We start from the raw sequence: 17,004 nt of genomic DNA, 5'->3' as shown, positions 1-17,004 counted from the left end.
GGTCGACCAGCGCCCCGTCTTCACCGGTCACGTTCTCGCCAGCGCCTCGGCGGCGATCATCCGGGCCGCAAACTGCTGACCGTTACGATTTAGTGCGGTGACCAAATGGTAGACATGCAGTGCCGGCACTGAATTGAAGTCGTCGGCCTGTAGTCCGGTGCCGGCGAGGATCGCGACCGTTCCCGACTGTCCGCGGCTGGAAGCTCCGTCGATCATCCGGGTCCACTCGTTGGAGCGGCCCAGGCCGAATCCGTAGCGCTTGTTGAGCCGTCCGGCTTCCGCAGCGCTGATCCGTCCAATGCCAGCAAGGCCGGCGACGAGTAATGCGCTGCGCTGCCGTCCCGGGCTCTCGTCATTGCCGATGAAACCGGCCAGGTCGCCGCCGCCTACGCGGAAGTCCGGCGCCCCGAGAGCTAGCATTGCCCAGCAGCGGTCGCCCTGTTCGTCATCCATGTCGTCAATGACCGAGGCCCATTTTTGCGCCTCGCGGTCATACCCGCCAGCGAGCATCGCAGCGATGAGGTCAGGCGCGATATCCTGGAGATCCGAATTCGGAACGATGCGGCTCGCGGCCCTAGCGAGGGCGGCGCGGGTCGCTTCCTTCTCGAGCGGGGTTTTCGCCGATTGGAGCAGCTTGCGAATGGCGCCGACTCTCTCCTCCTGATCCCGGCCGACCATTGCCAAGCGGTATTGCCAAGCGTCCGTCTCCCCCAGATCGCTGGCGTCGGTCGTGTCGTAAATCAGGGAATAGAGATCGATGAGCGCCTGCGAGGAGAAGACGCCAAGGCCGGTCGCGACACGCGCCGCGGCCAGCTTCGCCTCCGGCGAGATGATCGGCGACCGCGCCTGCCATGCCAGCATCCGCGGCGGGGCCCGGCCCATGAGGCGTTCCGGCGGGACTGCGCCCGTTGCCGTAGCCAGCCCGAACCGCCAGATATTGAGCTGATCAACCGGCTCCCACTCGACCGTCGATGAACGTGATGTGTCAGCGCCGGCGCCGACAACCTTGTCGGCGAGAGCGAGGTCGATTGGCTGGAATGATCCCCGGCGCCTCGCGCTATCGATGTCGGATGCGGCGACCTCGTTACTACCGGAGAGTGAGGCGCACATGGCCCGAACCAGCGGGAGGATCTTGCGCTCGACCTTTTCAAGTCCGTCCTGAAGAGGACATAACGCCGAGGGATCGCCGTTGGCGAGAGCGCTTTGCGCCGCGACCTGGAACATTTTCGGCGAGAAATCCGCGACGTCGACGCCGGACACCAGTAGCCTTGCGCCATCCGCCTCGCCCATTCGCAGGAGCAGCCACGCCCGTTCGGCGGCCCAATCCGCCGGATGCACGTCCGATGGCGCCGGTGCGGCCGTCAACAAGGCATTGCGAAGAAGGATGTGGCCCCAGCGGGAAGCCAGCGGTGTCTCGTTCGAACGCATCAAACGCGATAGGAACTTGCCGCTGGATCCGCCCCACATCGTCTCACCGAAACCAGCTTCGCCGGCCGGGATCGGCCCAGCCAGCCTGGGGTCACGTTCCGAACCGGCCGGCAATTCGATCTGCGGGACTGGCTCCAGCAGGGCCAGCTCTTGCTCTTCAGCTGTCAGCTCGGACAGCGAGGAAACGACAACCGAGCCGGATTCGGATCGGGTCGACTGGGAAGGTTGAGAGGTTGTGGGGCCGGCAATCGTCGTATTCGTGGCTGCGGCTGGAACTTGCTCATTGAAGCCGGGCGGAAGGATCGATTGCGGGTTGTCCTGAGCGAGGACCGCAGCGGAAATACCCACCGCAGCAATCACTCCAGCCACTGAAAGCCGCTTAATTGCCCGCATTGGCGATGACATTCTCTTCGATAACGGTCTGCGGCACCTCGTCGACGCTCGACGACAGGAGATAGAGCAGCCCGACGAGCAGAAGCAGAAGGACGAACAATACGACGATAGCTCTTGGCATGGAATTCCCGAGTTCGATTCAACGGTCCACTGCCTTTTGCCCGACCATTGAACCCAATGTATAGCCCCGCTTCGTGGAAAAGCTGTCCGAGCGTCTCGATCGACCGATCGTCCTTGTTGGCCTCATGGGTGCCGGCAAGTCGACGGTCGGGCGGCGTCTGGCCAGACGTTTGGGACTGCCCTTCGTCGACAGCGATTCGGCTATCGAGGATGCGTCCGGTTTTTCCGCTGCCGAAGTGTTCGAGCGCTATGGGGAACGTGACTTTCGCGACGGCGAACGCCGTCTTGTCGCGCGGCTGATCGACGGAACGGTCGGCGTGATCGCCACTGGCGGCGGTGCGTTCATCGATCCCCGTACCCGGGAGTTGCTGAATTCTCGGGCAATCACAGTTTGGCTGGACGCGCCCGTAGACGTACTTAGCGAACGCACCGCTCGCCGGGATACGCGGCCGCTTCTCCGAACGGCGGACCCCAAGGCGACGCTCGAGCGGCTCGCCCAAGAGCGGCGGGATTCCTATGCGGAAGCCCATATTCGCGTCAAAAGCAGCCGCGGTGGGCATAACGACGTGGTCGAGCGGATCATCGCCGCGGTCGAACAGCACCTCGACAGCTGAACCATGAATCGCGAAGCCGGCAAAAAGGAAAGGCTGATCGTCGGCGATATCCGCTCCGCGCTCGACGCGATTGCCGAAATCGCGAACGGAGCCCCGGTCCCCGTAGTCAGCGATCCCTACGTACACGGCCTGCACGGTCAGAGCCTCGCCGAAATTGCCGATCGCCCGCCGATCCTCGTCCCGCGCGGCGAGGAGGCGAAGACCTGGCCGGTACTGGCCCGGATTATCGACGAGTTGGCCATGAGAGGGATTGCGCGCGGTACGCCTATTGTTGCGTTGGGGGGGGTTCGGTTGGGGACGTCACCGGCCTCGCCGCCTCTCTCTTCAAGCGCGGCACGCCGGTGATCCAGATCCCCACCACGCTTCTCGCGCAAGTCGACAGCGGGCTCGGAGGCAAGACAGCCATCGATTCCGGGGGAATCAAGAATATCGCGGGAACGTTCCACAGCCCGGTATTGATCGTCGCCGACCCGTCATTGCTCGACACGCTAGACCAGCGCCAGATGAGTGCTGGCTATGCTGAGGTGGTCAAATACGGCCTGATCGGCGACCCCGCTTTTTTCGCCTGGTGCGAGCGCCACGGAAAAGCGCTGATCGCCGGCGATCGCGAAGCACGCATGCACGCTGTCCGCCATTGCCTCGCTTCCAAGGCCCGGATGGTCCGGGGCGATTATCTCGATCGCGGCGGCACCCGGACGCTTCTTAACCTAGGTCACAGCTTCGCGCACGCGATAGAGGCCGCCGTCGGGCTCGGCGGGTTGCTCCATGGAGAAGCCGTTGCGATCGGCCTCGTCCTCGCCTTCCGTTTCTCGGCCTTCACCGGTCTGTGCCCTGAGACGGACGTCGACCGGGTGGCCGCGCATCTATCGTCGGTTGGGCTGCCGACCCGCCTTGACCATGCGGGCGTTCGGGGACCTGCACTTTTCGACTGGATGATTCACGACAAGAAGAACGTCGGAGACGAACTAGTCCTCGTTCTTGTGCACGGGATCGGCCGGGCCTTCGTCAGCCGCGCGCTCGATAGTTCCGCTCTTCGACACTTCCTCTCCGTTCTCTAGTGGTCCGTACCGGGGTTCCTCATCGAGCAGCGGCCGGTCGGGCGCGAAACTTCGGTCCTGACCGGCGTGAAGGTCGCCGGTCGCGCTCTGCCGCTCCAATCGCTCGCAGTCCCGGCTGCGATATTCCTGATCGACTCGCTCGATCTCCTCGCCCTTCAGGCCGATCAACCTCAGCGCAGCGCGACCCATGCCGATCGCACTCTCGAACATTTCCCGGCCGGCATAGGCGAGGTCTAGCCGGTCCAGCTCCATCAGATGCACGCGGTCGTAAGCGCGAACCATGACTGACGCCTGCGGGAAGGCCTCTAGAACTGCGGACAGGGATGCGCGGTTGAGCCCCCGTCCTTGTTATCGTTGCAGAATGCAATCAGCCGGGCGTTATCCGCCCCGGCGGTCTTCAGCAGGTCCACCCGGGTACCATCACCATAATAGACCTTGGTGCCGAACTCTCCGGCCCGTTCGATCATCTTCGCTTCTTTGTCGATCAAGGTCACTGGAATGCGCTTGGCCATCATCATTTGTGCAACCGTCTGTCCGAAGCGGCCGTAGCCGACGACGATCGCCGGCGTGTCGGGCGAACTTTCCGGGCCTTCCAGATCGTCGCGAAACTCCTCGCGCCGGTCGAGCCAGTCGGTCAGGCGCATCAGCAGTGGCGTGGTGACCATCGACAGCGTGATGACAGCGCCAAGTAGCGAGGCTGCCTCGGGAAGGATCAGCTGCGCCGCCGTCGCTTGTGCGAAGAGGACGAAGCCGAATTCGCCCGCCTGGCTGAGCAGCAGGCCAAGCCGAACGGAGCGCCGCCAGTCATTGCCGAAAACGCGCGCCAAAGCTGCGATGATTACCCCCTTGATGACGATCACAGCGAGCGCGATCGAAATCACGAACACCGGCTGGGAAAAAATCGTCCGGATATCGAGGAGCATGCCAACGGACAGGAAGAAGAGGCCGAGGAGGATCGAGCGGAAGGGCTCGACATCGCTCTCGATCTCGTGCCGGTACGGCGATTCGGCCAGCATCACGCCGGCGATGAACGCGCCCAGCGCCACCGACAGGCCGAGCATGTGCATAAGGGCAGCCGCGGCAAATACCGTGAACAGGCCGGCAACGATGAAGAATTCCTGCTCCCCGATACGGCCGATGAGGCGGAACATAGGGCTTATCAGGTAACGTCCGGCGAGCACCAAACCGACGATCGCCGCTACCGTGTAAAGGGCCAGCGTCCAGCCGCTGGGATCGCTCGGATCGGGCGGCGCGCGCGACATGGCGGCCACGATCGTGATCAAGGGTACGATCGAAAGGTCCTGAAAAAGCAGGATCGAGAAGGCACGTTCGCCCCGGGGTGTATTGAGTAGGCCCTCCGCCCGGAGCATCGGCAGAACCTGCGCGGTCGAGGAGAGGGCTAGCGGCAAGCCGATGGCTAGCGCCGCCGCCGGCGATACGCCGAGCGCCCAGAAAACGAAAAGGCTGATCGCCAGGCCGCAGATCACCACCTGGGCAAGGCCGAGTCCGAAAATGTCGTTCCTGAGCCGCCACAGCCGGCTCGGGTTGAGTTCGAGTCCGACGATGAAAAGAAGCAGCGCGATGCCGATTTCGGAGATGGCCGACAGCCGCTCGGGCTCGGTCACAAGCGCGAGCACCTGCGGGCCGATGACGATTCCCCCGACGATGTAGCCAAGAGTCGCACCGAGGCCGAGCTTTCGAAACACGGTCACGAACAGCAGCGCCGTGCCGAGCATGATCGCGCCATATTCAAGCATGGTGGCGGTGGTCCGCGCCGCTTCCTCGGCAGCGACCGTCGCCGCGGCAGCGGGAAGCAGTGCCACGAAGCTCATGCGGCAGCCTCGGCGATTGCGGCGGCGAGTGCCTCGAACGGCAGCAGGATCGCGCCGTGGCGGCTGGTGCGCTGGAGCGCCGGTTCGAGCGCAGCAAGCTCGGGCCAGCCTTCCGGAACCGCTCCGTCCTTGAGCCAGCGTTTAAGCGAGTCGCGGTCGGACTCGGCTTCCGCCAGGTCGCGGCCAATGGCGCGGGCGCCCATGAGCGCCGCCGCAGCTTGGCCGTAAGCGCAAGCTTCGACCGCTTGGACGAGGTTGACGACCCGGCCCTGGTCATCGAGCCTGATGGCAACCCGGACTCGGCTTCCGCACGTCCGCGAGCGGCGTTCAACGCCGTCCTCCATGGACGCAAAATCCTGCTGGTATGGGATGGCCGCCGCGAGACGCAGGATGTCGCGGGTGTATGGCGGCTCGCGCAAGCTCAGGCCCGCCGCCATGTCGTTCCTCCCGGCCCGTCCTCAAGCAAAATGCCCTCGGCCTTCAATTCGTCGCGGATGCGGTCGGCGGTGGCGAAATCGCGCGCTTTCTTCGCCGCGTTGCGCTCTTCGATGCGAGCATCGACCTTCGACCCGTCACCGCCCCACGGAACCAAGCCTCTTCGCTATCATGCAATAGCCCAAGAAAGTTGGCCGTCGCCACCAGCGTGGAGGCATCAGCAATCTGGCCGAGGCGCGAAACGGCCAAAGGCGTATTGAGATCGTCATAGAGCGCATCGAGGACGGTTTTGTCGATTTCGCCCGCCTCGGCATCGCTGGCCTTCCGGTAGAGTCCGTCGAGGATGGCCTTGCTTTGACCGAGCAGTGTTTCTGTCCATGGCAGCGGTTGGCGGTAGTGCGCCGACAACAGGGCAAGCCGAAGAACCTCCCCTTGTGGCCCGCAGCAAGAAGCTCCCCCGGCGTGACAATGTTGCCCAAGGACTTGGACATCTTCTCCGCGCCCATGTCGACGAAGCCATTGTGAACCCAATAGCGGGCGAGGGGCGCGCCGCCATGCGCGCAGCGGCTCTGCGCGATTTCATTCTCGTGATGCGGGAAGATGAGGTCGAGTCCGCCGCCATGAATGTCGATTGTCTCGCCGAGATGCGCGCGGATCATTGCCGAGCATTCGATGTGCCAGCCCGGCCGCCCGCGACCCCATGGGCTGCCCCAGCCAACGACATTTTCTGGCGAGGGCTTCCACAGCACGAAGTCGGCTGGGTCGCGCTTGTAAGGTGCGACCTCGACCCGGGCCCCTGCGATCATCTGTTCGCGATCGCGCCGTGACAAGGCGCCATAATCGGGGTCGCTCGGGACGGAGAACAGCACGTGGCCCTCCGCTTCATATGCATGGCCCTTTGCGATCAGGATCTCGATCATGGCGATCATTGGACCGATCTCGCGGGTCGCGTGTGGCGCAACGGTCGGCCGATTCACGCCGAGCGCGCCCATGTCCTCAAGATAGTGACGCTCGAAGCGCTCAGTGATCACCGAGGGATCGACGCCTTCCGCTTCCGCCGCAGCGATGATCTTGTCATCAACGTCAGTGACGTTGCGGGCGTAGACGACTTCGGCATCGGGATAGGCGTGTTCGAATACTCGGCGGAGCAGGTCGAACACCACGGCGGGGCGCGCATTGCCGATATGCGCGCGGCCATAAACCGTCGGCCCGCACACATACATCGTAATGCGGTTCGGGTCGGCGGGAACAAAATCGCGCTTCTCCCGCCCGAGCGTGTCGTGAAGGCGGATCATTCGCCCTGGGCCTCGATCCTTGGACGCCGGCGCTCTTCGACCCAGCCGACGATGGCTTCGCTGCTGGCATTAAGCAGCGGATAGGTGCGAGAACTGACCATCCATTCCGGCCGCTTCGAATCCGGCCCATGAACGATATCGATCGCGAAGTGGGCGAGAAGGAAGAACAGCGTCGCGCCGATGAGGCCCTTGAGCATCCCGAACCCGCCGCCGAGGATACGATCGACTGGCCCAAGCATCGAGCGCCGGGCCTTCCCGCCAACCGCGCGCGCGAAAATCTTGAAGGCCAGGTAGGTCGGAAGAAAAACGAGACCGAAAGCGACGGCGGCAGCACCGGCTTCGCTTCCGACCGGTCCTAGCAGGCTTTCCGCAACCGGTGCATGAAACATCTTGAGGGCGACGATCCCCACCACCCAGGCCAGGAGGGACAACACCTCCTGCGCGAAGCCCCGGACGAAACCCACCAGAGCGCCGCCGCCAAGCAACAGGATAACGAAGATGTCGAGGCCGGTCATACCGACTGGAGCGCTAGCGCGCGATCAATCCCCGCGCCAGTCCCTAGCGGCCCAGGATATGGTCGACCAAAGCGCGAAGATTGGCGAAGCTCGCCGCAGCGATCGATTCGGCCTTGAAACCGACTGGAACCCAGGCACGGCCGAAACCGAGCTTGGCCGCTTCCTTGAGCCTAAGGTTCGAATGGGCGACCGGCCGGACCTCGCCGGACAGGGCGATTTCCCCCATTATGACGGCATCTGTCGGTATCGGCCTTTCTGACAGAGCCGAGACCAGCGCCGCAGCGACCGCAAGGTCGGCGGCCGGGTCGCTAAGCCGATAGCCGCCCGCGACATTGAGATATACCTCGACTGCCGCGAACGAGAGGCCGCAGCGCGCCTCAAGTACGGCAAGGATCATCGCCAGACGGCCGCTGTCCCAACCTACGGCCGAACGACGGGGCGTCGCGCCGCTTGCCAAGCGAACAGTCAGCGCCTGAATCTCGACCAGCAATGGTCGCGTCCCTTCGAGGGTCGGGAAGATCGCCGTTCCGCTGACCGCTTCGTCGCGATGCGTCAGGAACAGCGAGGACGGATTGGCGACTTCGGTCAGGCCGGCGCCCTCCATCGCGAAGACGCCGATCTCGTCGGTCCCGCCGAAGCGGTTCTTGATCGCACGAAGAATCCGGTACTGATGGCTGCGCTCGCCTTCGAAGCTAAGCACGGTGTCGACCATATGCTCGAGCACGCGTGGCCCGGCGATGCTCCCGTCTTTGGTGACGTGGCCGACAAGGACAAGAACGCTCTCCCGCTCCTTGGCGAAACGTATTAGCTCTTGCGCCGAGGAACGAACCTGGCTGACCGTCCCCGGCGCGCCCTCGATCAGGTCGCTATGCATGGTCTGGATGGAATCGATGACTAGCAGTGCCGGCGCATCGCCGTCGCCAAGCGTGGTCAGGATATCACGCACGTTCGTAGCGGAGGCGATTTCGACCGGCGCATCGCCAAGCCCCAACCGGCGTGCTCGCAGGCGAACCTGGTTGGCGGCTTCCTCTCCGGAGATGTAGACGATCCGGCGACCATTCTTCGCCATCCGCGCGGCCGCCTGGAGCAACAGCGTGGATTTGCCGATCCCGGGATCGCCTCCGATCAAGACAGCCGAGCCGGCAACGAGACCACCCCCGACCGCCCGGTCGAACTCGGCGATGCCGGTTTGCAAGCGCTCAGGGAGGTCGACGTCACGATCCAGCGCGCTGAGCGCGATGACTCGGCCGCCCGCCGACAGATCATGCTTCGCGGCGAATACCGTCGATGCGGCCGCGACTTCCTGGACAAGGCTATTCCAATCGCCGCAGTCCCCGCACTGGCCTTGCCAGCGCGAGGTGATCGAGCCACAGGACTGGCAAACAAAACGGGACTTTGATTTGGCCATTGTCGCCCTCGTCTAGCACTGGCGCCATGCTTGTCGAGCCGCTAGGCGCCGAGGCAATGCCTGCCCTCCCCGCACCCATCCGAATCCGTGATTTCCGGCTTTACTGGTTGGCACGCTTTTCCGCGGTCCTCGCGACGATGGGGATGGTCGTCATCATTGGCTACCAGGTCTACGATGTCGCGCGCAGCGAATATGGCATGTCGATCCGCGAGGCGTCATTGCAGCTCGGACTGCTGGGCCTGGCGCAGTTCCTCCCGCTTGCCATCCTTACGCCAGTGGCGGGTTGGGTCGCGGACCGGTTCGAGCGCAGGACTGTGGCGCGGATCGCTAATGGAATCGACCTATGCGTCGCACTGACCCTAGGCTGGCTGACCGCGAACGACGCACTGACCCTTCCTATCCTGTTCGCTTTCGCCGCCCTTCATGGCGTCGCCCGGGTGTTCGTGGGGCCGGCGATGGCGGCGATCGCGCCAAATATCGTGCCCGCCAAGATCCTGCCCGAGGCCATCGCCATGGGCTCGATCGCATGGCAAGTCGGCTCGGTATGCGGACCGGCCCTCGGAGGCTTCCTGTACGCGGCAGATCCGGCCATGCCCTATTGGGCCTCCGCATGCTTGATGGCCCTTGCGATCCTGCTTCTGACGCCGGTGCGCAAGGTACGGCCGCCGGCGATCACGGGTCACGCCCATCCCTTCCGGCAGATGATCGACGGTCTCAGCTATGTGCGCGGCCACCGATTCCTGCTCGGCGCTATCACGCTCGATCTTTTCGCCGTCCTGCTTGGCGGCGCCACGGCCATGCTTCCGGTGTTCGCCCGTGACATCCTTAAAGTCGGCACGGAGGGCCTCGGCCTGCTTCGAGGCGCACCAGCGGCCGGCGCCGCTTTATTGGCCCTTTACTATGCTTGGTATCCGCTGCGCTCGAATGTCGGCATCAAGATGCTTCTGGCGGTCGCGGGCTTCGGCGCCATGACTATATTGTTCGGCATCTCCAAATCCATGACGTTGAGCCTCGTCGCCCTCGCCCTGCTTGGCATGCTGGACATGTTATCGGTCTACGTCCGTTCGAGCCTGGTCCAATTGCACACGCCCGATTCGATGCGCGGACGGGTATCGGCAGTATCGGGGCTGGCGATCTCGGCCTCCAACGAACTCGGTGAGCTTCAGTCCGGCCTAGTGGCGGCGCTTCTGGGCCCGGTCGGGGCTGTTGTCTTCGGCGGAGCTGCGGCGATCGGAGTTGCCGGGCTCTGGAGCGTCATCTTCCCCGAGTTGAGGCGAGCCAAGACGTTCGATCCGCCCCCTTTCCTTCCGCCCGACGAGGTAGCGAAGGAAATGGCGTAAGGTCCGCCCGAGCGCCCAAAAAAACATCCCTAAATTATCGACAACCTTTTTCGTTCGCCGAGCCGTTAACCCGGATGAACGAATAATCGGCGCGTGGACTGAGGTGAACATGCGTCGGAGTCGATTCGCGACCAGTGCAGAACAGGAATTGAGCGCCCAGGCCCGCTGGCTCGAGGCGCTATCTTTCGATGTTCGGACGCCAAGCGGAAGCGATCATTCCATCGCTGCCCAGCGCCTTGCCCATCTTGGCCACATCCCAATCCTACTTGCTCTCGCTCATGCCGTTTCGGCAGTGCTCATCCTGCTTCACTGCTCCTTGACTGGTGCGACCAGCGACATCGCCTCCATGGCATTCCTTGCCGGAGCAGTCCTCGCACTCGACTGCTGCTGGGCATTCTGCAACCGCAGGCTCGACCGGATGCACGTCAGCGCGCGAACGGTGACATGGTGGATGTGCGCAATGGCAGCTGTCAGCACTTCGGCCTGGTGCCTGTTCGGCTATGTCGCCGCGCAAGGCGCGACGATGCAGGATGTCGGTTTGGCCGTGCTTGTCGGTGGTGGGATCGTGGCCTGCGTCGTCGCCGTCATCGCCTCTCCGCCGCTCGCCGTGACATGCGCCCTGACCGGAACGATTTGCGCGGCCTATTTCCAGGATTCAGCGATGATGACCATCGGCAGCGCCATGCTGTCACTGGTCTTCGTGGTTTACAGTGTGCTCAGCGCTCGGACGACGATCAAGGTGGCAAGGGAACGGCTTTCCCTCGACCAAGAAGCCCACAAGGCCCTGCAGTTCGTCAACGAGTTCGAGACGAGCGGCCGCGGCTGGTTCTGGGAGACCAACAGCCAGGGAACCCTGTCCTACGTTTCGCAGCAGCTCGCCGACGATTTTGAATGCCAGCCGGAAGCGCTGCTCGGTCGCCAGTTCACGGACCTTCTATCCGTCGACAGCGGCGCCGATAACGGACTTCGTGAAGACCGGACCTTGGGCTTTCACCTGTCCGCGCGGTTCCCGTTCAGCGACGTGGTCGTTCGTGCTGCCACCAACGAGGACATTCACTGGTCGCTATCCGGCAACCCGATCTTCGACGCCAACGGCCGGTTTATGGGATTTCGCGGCATCGGAACCGACCTCACGGAACAGCGCCGGTCCGAACAGGAAATTTCCCGTCTTGCGCGATTTGACTCGCTGACCGGGCTGCCCAACCGGGCCATGATGCGCCAGACCCTTGAAGAGGCACTTCGCAACGCCGCCCGCAGGCAGAAGGGTTGCGCCCTGTTCCTAATTGATCTCGACCGCTTCAAGAACGTCAACGACACGCTCGGCCACCCGATCGGCGATGCGCTTTTGCGACAGGTCGCCGAGCGGCTGAAATCCGTCATGGGCAATCACGGCCAGGTCGGACGCCTTGGCGGCGACGAGTTCAAGGCCGTGCTTCCCGGAACGGTCGAGACCGGTCTTCTCGAAGCTCTAGCGAAGACTCTGATCGAGCAGGTGTCGCGCCCGTACATGATCGAAGGTCACAAGGTTTCAATCGGTGCTTCGGTTGGGATATGCATCGGCGACCCGGGTCGCGGCTGCGCCGATGCCCTCATTCGTAACGCAGACCTCGCGCTTTACGCAGCAAAGGCCGCAGGCCGGGGCAAGCACTGCTTCTACGAACAGTCGATGCATTCCGAAGCAACGGACCGGCAGGCGCTCGAGAATGACCTCAGGCAGGCCATCGACCGAGGTGAAATGTCGGTGGTCTACCAGCCGATCGTTCGCACCGCGGGAGAAGACGTTTGCGGATTCGAGGCGCTGGTCCGGTGGGAACACCCGGTTCGCGGTTCGATTTCGCCCGCGAAGTTCATCCCGCTCGCCGAAGAATGCGGGATGATCGAGAAGATCGGGAATTTCGTTCTCGACACCGCTGTCGAGGAAGCCACTCACTGGCCCGACACGGTGCGCGTCGCCGTCAATCTCTCGCCAATCCAGTTCAACAATCCATCTATCGTCGCGACAGTGTCGGCCGCACTCGAAATGCACCGGTTGCGCGCCGAGCGGCTCGAGCTCGAGATCACGGAAGGCGTGTTCCTGGCGGACAGCGACGCGACCGAAGAGACGTTCGCCAATCTCAAGGCTCTTGGCGTGCGGCTTGCCCTCGACGATTTTGGCACTGGCTACTCGTCGCTCGGCTATTTGAAGAAAGCGCCGTTCGACAAGATCAAAATCGACCAGAGCTTCGTTCGCGGCGCGGCGTCGACCAGCAACCGCAATGCCGCGATCATTCGTGCCATCGTCAGCCTCGCCGAGAGCCTTGGCATGGACACGACCGCGGAAGGCGTCGAGACCCACGACGACCTTCAGCTGATCCGCGAACTCGGGGTCAGCCAGATCCAGGGATATATTTTCGGCAAACCCGGCAGCCCCCACAAGGCGCGCGAACTGACCCGTCAATCCAGCGTCGAGGCGGAAGGCTTCTCCTGCGTCCGTGAGCCGCGCCAGAGCCTGATGCGCCGGGCGATCACGGCGATAGACGGCAGTCGGATCGAGGTGCGCCTCCGCAACATCTCGGCAAACGGAGCGCTGGTGGAGTGCATGCAGCCGGTCGCTCCCGGCACCCGGCTGACGCTCGACATCGTCGGCGTGGGGCCGGTAATCGGAGCTGTTCGTTGGGCCCAGTCCAACCGGTTCGGAATCAAGTTCGACGAGGACTTCGACCTCAAGCGCCTGACTCCCCGGCGCGAAAAGCGGAACGACGTTACGATGCTCCAGCCCTGGTACGTCGGGCAGGAAAGGGCCGCCGTCTGATCCCTAGAAAGCGGCCACCGGCAAGGCCATTACCGTCTCCGCTCCCGCTTCAATTCTGCGCAGCAGCGCGCCTGTCTCGACCAATTCGTAAGCGCCGTAGAATCGTGCCGTGGCAATCTTCGCATCGTGGAATGCGCTGTCTTCGTCGGGCTGCTTACGAAGCCGCTCCGAAATAGCCGCCATGCGAAGCCACATCCAGCCGAGGCTGACCAAACCCATGAGTTCCATATAGGCGTAAGCGCCAGCACCCGCGTTGTTGGGGTCAGCCATTCCGTTTTGAGCCATCCACATCGTCGCCGCCTGAAGGTGCTCCAGCGACTTCTCGAGCGGTCCGGCAAGGCCGGCCGGGTCCCCGGCGGCCCGTGATTCTGCGATGTCTCGAGCGACCGTTTCGAAGAACGCACGCACCCCGCGGCCGCCATCCTTGGCAAGCTTGCGGCCAACGAGATCCATCGCCTGGATACCGTTTGTACCCTCGTAGATCTGGGCGATGCGAGCGTCCCGGACAAACTGTTCCATGCCCCATTCGGCGATATAGCCATGGCCGCCGAACACCTGCTGCATGTCGACCGTGGTCTCAAAGCCGCGATCCGTGAGGTAGCCCTTGATCACCGGTGTCAGGAGGGAGACCAGGTCGTCGGCCATTTGCCGCTCTTCATCGGTCTGGGCCTTGCGGACGAGATCGACCTGAAGCGCGCCCCACAAGATCAGCGCCCGCGCGGCTTCGTTGAAGGCCTTTGCCCTCATCAGCATGCGACGAACGTCGGGATGGACGAACAATGTATCGGCCTTGGCGCTATCGTCGCGGTCCTCGGGCTTGAGTGCCCTGCCCTGGCGGCGATCCTTCGCGTAGGCCACGGCATTCTGGTAAGCGACCTCGCCCTGGGCCAATCCCTGAAGGCCGACGCCAAGGCGCGCTGCGTTCATCATGATGAACATTGCAGCGAGGCCCTTTTCCGCCTCACCGACCAGCCAGCCTTTCGCTCCGTCATAATTCATGACGCAGGTCGAATTGCCGTGGATCCCCATCTTGTGCTCGATCGAACCGCACTGAAGCGTATTGCGTTCGCCGAGCGACCCGTCGTCGTGGACGAGGAATTTCGGCACAAGGAACAGCGAGATCCCTTTCACATTGTCTGGCGCGCCTTCGATTTTCGCGAGCACCATATGAATGATGTTGTCACTGAGATCGTGTTCGCCCGATGATATGAAAATCTTGGTGCCGGTAATGGCATAGCTTCCATCGCCATTGGAGACGGCCTTGGTCTTGAGCAGCCCGAGATCCGTGCCGCAATGTGGCTCGGTGAGGTTCATGGTACCGGTCCACCGACCGCTCACCATGTTCGGCAGATACTTTGCCTTTTGCTCATCGGACCCCTTGACCAAAAGCGCAGCGATCGCGCCCTGAGTCAGGCCGTTGTACATCTCGAAGCTGTGGTTCGAACTGCACATATATTCGGCGATGGCGGTCGAAATAACTGAAGGCAGGCCCTGCCCGCCGTATTCCTCGGGCGCATGAAGCGTTGTCCATCCGCCGGCGACGAATTGATCCCACGCCTGCTTGAAGCCAGGAGGGGTTGTCACCGAACCATCGTCGTTGCGCTTGCAACCCTGCTGGTCGCCGACGCGGTTCAGCGGTGCCAGCACCTCGTCGCAGAATCGCCCACCCTCAGTCAGGATGGCCTCGACGATGTCAGGCGAAGCATTGGCGAAGGCCGGAAGATTGTCATACTTGCCAAGCTCGACGATGTGATCGAGGACGTATTTCGTATCGCGCACTGGGGCGGAATAGACCGGCATCTCAGTTCCTCTCCTGGCCCTTCAAAAGGCTGATGAATTCGTTGAGCTCTGCAAGAGTCGCATCGATGTCGACCCGCTGCCTTTCGAGCCGGTCGACCTGCTCCTGGCAACGTTCGATGGTCTTCACGCGCTGTGTCTCGCGGCCGTCGCCAACGTCGTAAAGGTCAAGCAACTCCTTAATGTCGGCGAGGCTTAGACCGACCCGCTTGCCGCGCAGGATCCACGCCAGCCTTGCCCGGTCGCGGTCCGTGTAGAGTCGCGTGGTTCCGCGGCGCTCGGGAGCAATCAGCTGCTCGTCTTCATAGAATCGAAGTGCACGGGCGGTCACCGCAAAGGCTTCGCACATCTCGCCGATAGAATAGCGTCTGGCTGAGAGCATAGCGGTCAAATACTTTACGTTTCCGTAAAGGTCAACGGATGGCAGGCGACAACCCGCACAAGCGCAGCTATAGGCGCGCCATCGACGACGAATCGCCGAGGTCATGTTCACCACTTTGCCCTTTGCCGAAGCCGACGGCGACACGCTGCACGAAGAGTGCGGCGTGTTTGGCATCTGGGGCGCGGAAAACGCGTCCGGCTTTGTCGCGCTCGGTCTCCATGCGCTCCAGCACCGCGGCCAGGAAGCGGCCGGGATCGTCAGCTTCGACGGCACGCACTTCCATGCGCATCGGGCGATGGGCCACGTCGCGGGCAATTTCGACCGGCAAGACGTTATCCAGCGCCTGGCCGGCAGCGTCGCCATCGGCCACAACCGTTATTCGACTACCGGCGAGACGGCGCTTCGCAACGTGCAGCCCTTATTCGCGGAGCTGGCCGCCGGCGGATTCGCGGTCGCGCACAACGGCAATCTTTCGAATGCGATGGCCCTTCGTGACCGGCTGGTGAAGCGCGGCTCCATCTTCCAGTCGACGAGCGACACGGAAGTCATCATCCACCTTGCCGCGACCTCCCAATATGAGGCGCCAGTCGATCGCCTGGTGGATGCGCTGAAACAGGTCGAAGGCGCCTATTCGCTACTTTGCCTCACATTCGACGGGCTGATCGCCTGCCGCGATCCGCTGGGCATTCGGCCCCTTGTGATGGGTGAGCTGAACGGCGCGACGATTTTTGCCAGCGAGACGGTGGCGCTCGACGTCATTGGCGCAAGCTTCGTTCGCGAAGTCGAGCCGGGAGAAATGGTTCTGGTTAGCGAAAGCGGAATCAAGTCGATCCGGCCTTTCGCCCCGGTTCGCGCGCGCCCGTGCATCTTCGAGCATGTTTATTTCGCCCGCCCCGACAGCATTGCGGAGGGCAAGTCCGTATACGAAGTTCGCAAGCAGATCGGGGCGGTACTGTCGCGCGAAGCCCCCGTCGATGCGGACTATGTCGTCCCGGTGCCGGATTCGGGAGTGCCCGCGGCGCTCGGCTTCAGCCAGGAAAGCGGAATCCCGTTCGAGCTCGGGATCATCCGCTCTCACTATGTCGGGCGCACTTTCATCCAGCCTAGCCAGGAAATCCGTCGGCTCGGCGTGAAGCTGAAGCACAACGCCAATCAGGCGCTGATCAGGGCAAGCGAATCGTTCTCATCGACGATTCGATCGTTCGCGGAACGACCAGCATGAAGATTGTTCAGATGATGCGCGATGCCGGCGCGACCGAAGTGCACATGCGGATCGCGTCGCCGCCAACAGCCTTCTCCTGTTTTTACGGCGTGGACACGCCGGAGCGGTCGAAGCTGCTAGCGGCCCGAATGGACATCGCGGCGATGCGAGAGTTCATCCAGGCCGACAGCCTGGCTTTCATCAGTATCGATGGCCTCTATCGCGCGCTGGGCGACGAGCGCGACCCGGATGCGCCGCAGCGTTGCGATGCCTGCTTCACCGGCGCCTATCCCACCACGCTAACCGACCATCCGGCCGGGGCCAGCGACATCAGCCAGGAAGAGGCGATGCGAGCCCGGTTCGCTGCCAGCGCCGACGCAAACTAGGAAAGTATC

13 protein-coding genes and 2 pseudogenes are annotated in these 17,004 nt (G+C 63.1%); 5 read left to right on the top strand and 10 right to left on the bottom strand.

Going from position 1 to position 17,004, the window contains the following annotated elements; genetic code table 11:
• Nucleotides 1-27 precede the first annotated feature (27 nt).
• Complete coding sequence (locus tag G7076_RS02515) at nt 28-1,797, bottom strand: hypothetical protein (protein ID WP_166200149.1); 1,770 nt, start codon at nt 1,795-1,797, stop codon at nt 28-30.
• Between the two features lie 10 nt (nt 1,798-1,807).
• Nucleotides 1,808-1,942 (bottom strand): hypothetical protein, encoded by a 135-nt coding sequence (locus G7076_RS12645; protein ID WP_277343926.1) that lies wholly within the window; start codon nt 1,940-1,942, stop codon nt 1,808-1,810.
• A 73-nt stretch (nt 1,943-2,015) separates the two neighbouring features.
• Here G7076_RS12645 and G7076_RS02510 point away from each other — a divergent pair, with 73 nt between their 5' ends.
• Nucleotides 2,016-2,555, top strand: coding sequence for a shikimate kinase (locus G7076_RS02510; RefSeq protein WP_346774098.1), 540 nt, complete (start codon nt 2,016-2,018; stop codon nt 2,553-2,555).
• Nucleotides 2,552-3,613 carry a 3-dehydroquinate synthase family protein gene (locus G7076_RS02505; protein WP_166203283.1) on the top strand — a complete coding sequence of 354 codons (1,062 nt, stop codon included), beginning with the start codon at nt 2,552-2,554 and terminating at the stop codon, nt 3,611-3,613. The genes G7076_RS02510 and G7076_RS02505 overlap by 4 nt, the downstream gene beginning before the upstream one ends.
• Before the next feature lie 54 nt (nt 3,614-3,667).
• On the opposite strand, the pseudogene G7076_RS02500 reads toward G7076_RS02505, so the two are convergent.
• From G7076_RS02500 to radA, 6 genes and pseudogenes are all read right to left on the bottom strand, one after another.
• Nucleotides 3,668-5,370 (bottom strand): annotated as a pseudogene (locus G7076_RS02500) (monovalent cation:proton antiporter-2 (CPA2) family protein); the annotation flags it as partial.
• Between the two features lie 71 nt (nt 5,371-5,441).
• Complete coding sequence (locus G7076_RS02495) at nt 5,442-5,882, bottom strand: iron-sulfur cluster assembly scaffold protein (protein ID WP_240913841.1); 441 nt, start codon at nt 5,880-5,882, stop codon at nt 5,442-5,444.
• The gene (locus G7076_RS12320; RefSeq protein WP_240913840.1) at nt 5,867-6,037 is read right to left on the bottom strand and encodes a hypothetical protein; all 171 of its coding nucleotides are present in this window, start codon (nt 6,035-6,037) and stop codon (nt 5,867-5,869) included. Before G7076_RS12320 ends, G7076_RS02495 begins: the two co-directional genes overlap by 16 nt.
• On the bottom strand, nt 6,018-7,175 hold the full coding sequence (cysS, locus tag G7076_RS02490; protein WP_240913839.1) for a cysteine--tRNA ligase: 1,158 nt from the start codon (nt 7,173-7,175) through the stop codon (nt 6,018-6,020). Before cysS ends, G7076_RS12320 begins: the two co-directional genes overlap by 20 nt.
• On the bottom strand, nt 7,172-7,690 hold the full coding sequence (locus tag G7076_RS02485; protein WP_166200147.1) for a CvpA family protein: 519 nt from the start codon (nt 7,688-7,690) through the stop codon (nt 7,172-7,174). Before G7076_RS02485 ends, cysS begins: the two co-directional genes overlap by 4 nt.
• Nucleotides 7,691-7,733: 43 nt before the next feature.
• A complete protein-coding gene (radA, locus tag G7076_RS02480) occupies nt 7,734-9,098 on the bottom strand; it encodes a DNA repair protein RadA (RefSeq protein ID WP_166200145.1) in 1,365 nt (454 codons plus the stop codon).
• Nucleotides 9,099-9,154: 56 nt separating this feature from the next.
• Here radA and G7076_RS02475 point away from each other — a divergent pair, with 56 nt between their 5' ends.
• Entirely contained in the window at nt 9,155-10,438 is a 1,284-nt protein-coding gene (locus tag G7076_RS02475; RefSeq protein ID WP_166200143.1) for an MFS transporter, read from the top strand.
• A gap of 109 nt (nt 10,439-10,547) precedes the next feature.
• Nucleotides 10,548-13,229, top strand: coding sequence for an EAL domain-containing protein (locus G7076_RS02470; protein WP_166200141.1), 2,682 nt, complete (start codon nt 10,548-10,550; stop codon nt 13,227-13,229).
• Nucleotides 13,230-13,232: 3 nt separating this feature from the next.
• Here the strand turns inward: G7076_RS02470 and G7076_RS02465 are convergent, their stop codons facing one another.
• Nucleotides 13,233-15,029, bottom strand: a complete 1,797-nt coding sequence (locus G7076_RS02465; RefSeq protein WP_166200139.1) for an acyl-CoA dehydrogenase C-terminal domain-containing protein — start codon at nt 15,027-15,029, stop codon at nt 13,233-13,235.
• A gap of 1 nt (nt 15,030) precedes the next feature.
• Nucleotides 15,031-15,408, bottom strand: a complete 378-nt coding sequence (locus G7076_RS02460; RefSeq protein ID WP_166200137.1) for a MerR family DNA-binding transcriptional regulator — start codon at nt 15,406-15,408, stop codon at nt 15,031-15,033.
• Between the two features lie 103 nt (nt 15,409-15,511).
• Between G7076_RS02460 and purF the strand changes: the two are divergent.
• A pseudogene (purF, locus tag G7076_RS02455) lies at nt 15,512-16,995 on the top strand (amidophosphoribosyltransferase).
• The last annotated feature ends 9 nt before the right edge of the window (nt 16,996-17,004 follow it).

The organism is Sphingomonas sp. HDW15A (assembly GCF_011301715.1).
In the GTDB taxonomy this organism is placed as follows: Bacteria; Pseudomonadota; Alphaproteobacteria; order Sphingomonadales; family Sphingomonadaceae; genus Sphingomicrobium.
The sequence above is the reverse complement of the archived record's forward strand: the minus strand, read 5'-3'. Positions and strand labels throughout refer to the sequence as shown.

Bases quoted from the DNA above. Each gene is read 5' to 3' on its own strand.
- G7076_RS02495 (WP_240913841.1), bottom strand. From the start codon at position 5,882: ATGGCGGCGGGCCTGAGCTTGCGCGAGCCGCCATACACCCGCGACATC.
- G7076_RS12645 (WP_277343926.1), bottom strand. From the start codon at position 1,942: ATGCCAAGAGCTATCGTCGTATTGTTCGTCCTTCTGCTTCTGCTCGTC.
- radA (WP_166200145.1), bottom strand. From the start codon at position 9,098: ATGGCCAAATCAAAGTCCCGTTTTGTTTGCCAGTCCTGTGGCTCGATC.
- G7076_RS02485 (WP_166200147.1), bottom strand. From the start codon at position 7,690: ATGACCGGCCTCGACATCTTCGTTATCCTGTTGCTTGGCGGCGGCGCT.
- cysS (WP_240913839.1), bottom strand. From the start codon at position 7,175: ATGATCCGCCTTCACGACACGCTCGGGCGGGAGAAGCGCGATTTTGTT.
- G7076_RS02460 (WP_166200137.1), bottom strand. From the start codon at position 15,408: ATGCTCTCAGCCAGACGCTATTCTATCGGCGAGATGTGCGAAGCCTTT.
- G7076_RS02470 (WP_166200141.1), top strand. From the start codon at position 10,548: ATGCGTCGGAGTCGATTCGCGACCAGTGCAGAACAGGAATTGAGCGCC.
- G7076_RS02475 (WP_166200143.1), top strand. From the start codon at position 9,155: ATGCCTGCCCTCCCCGCACCCATCCGAATCCGTGATTTCCGGCTTTAC.
- G7076_RS02465 (WP_166200139.1), bottom strand. From the start codon at position 15,029: ATGCCGGTCTATTCCGCCCCAGTGCGCGATACGAAATACGTCCTCGAT.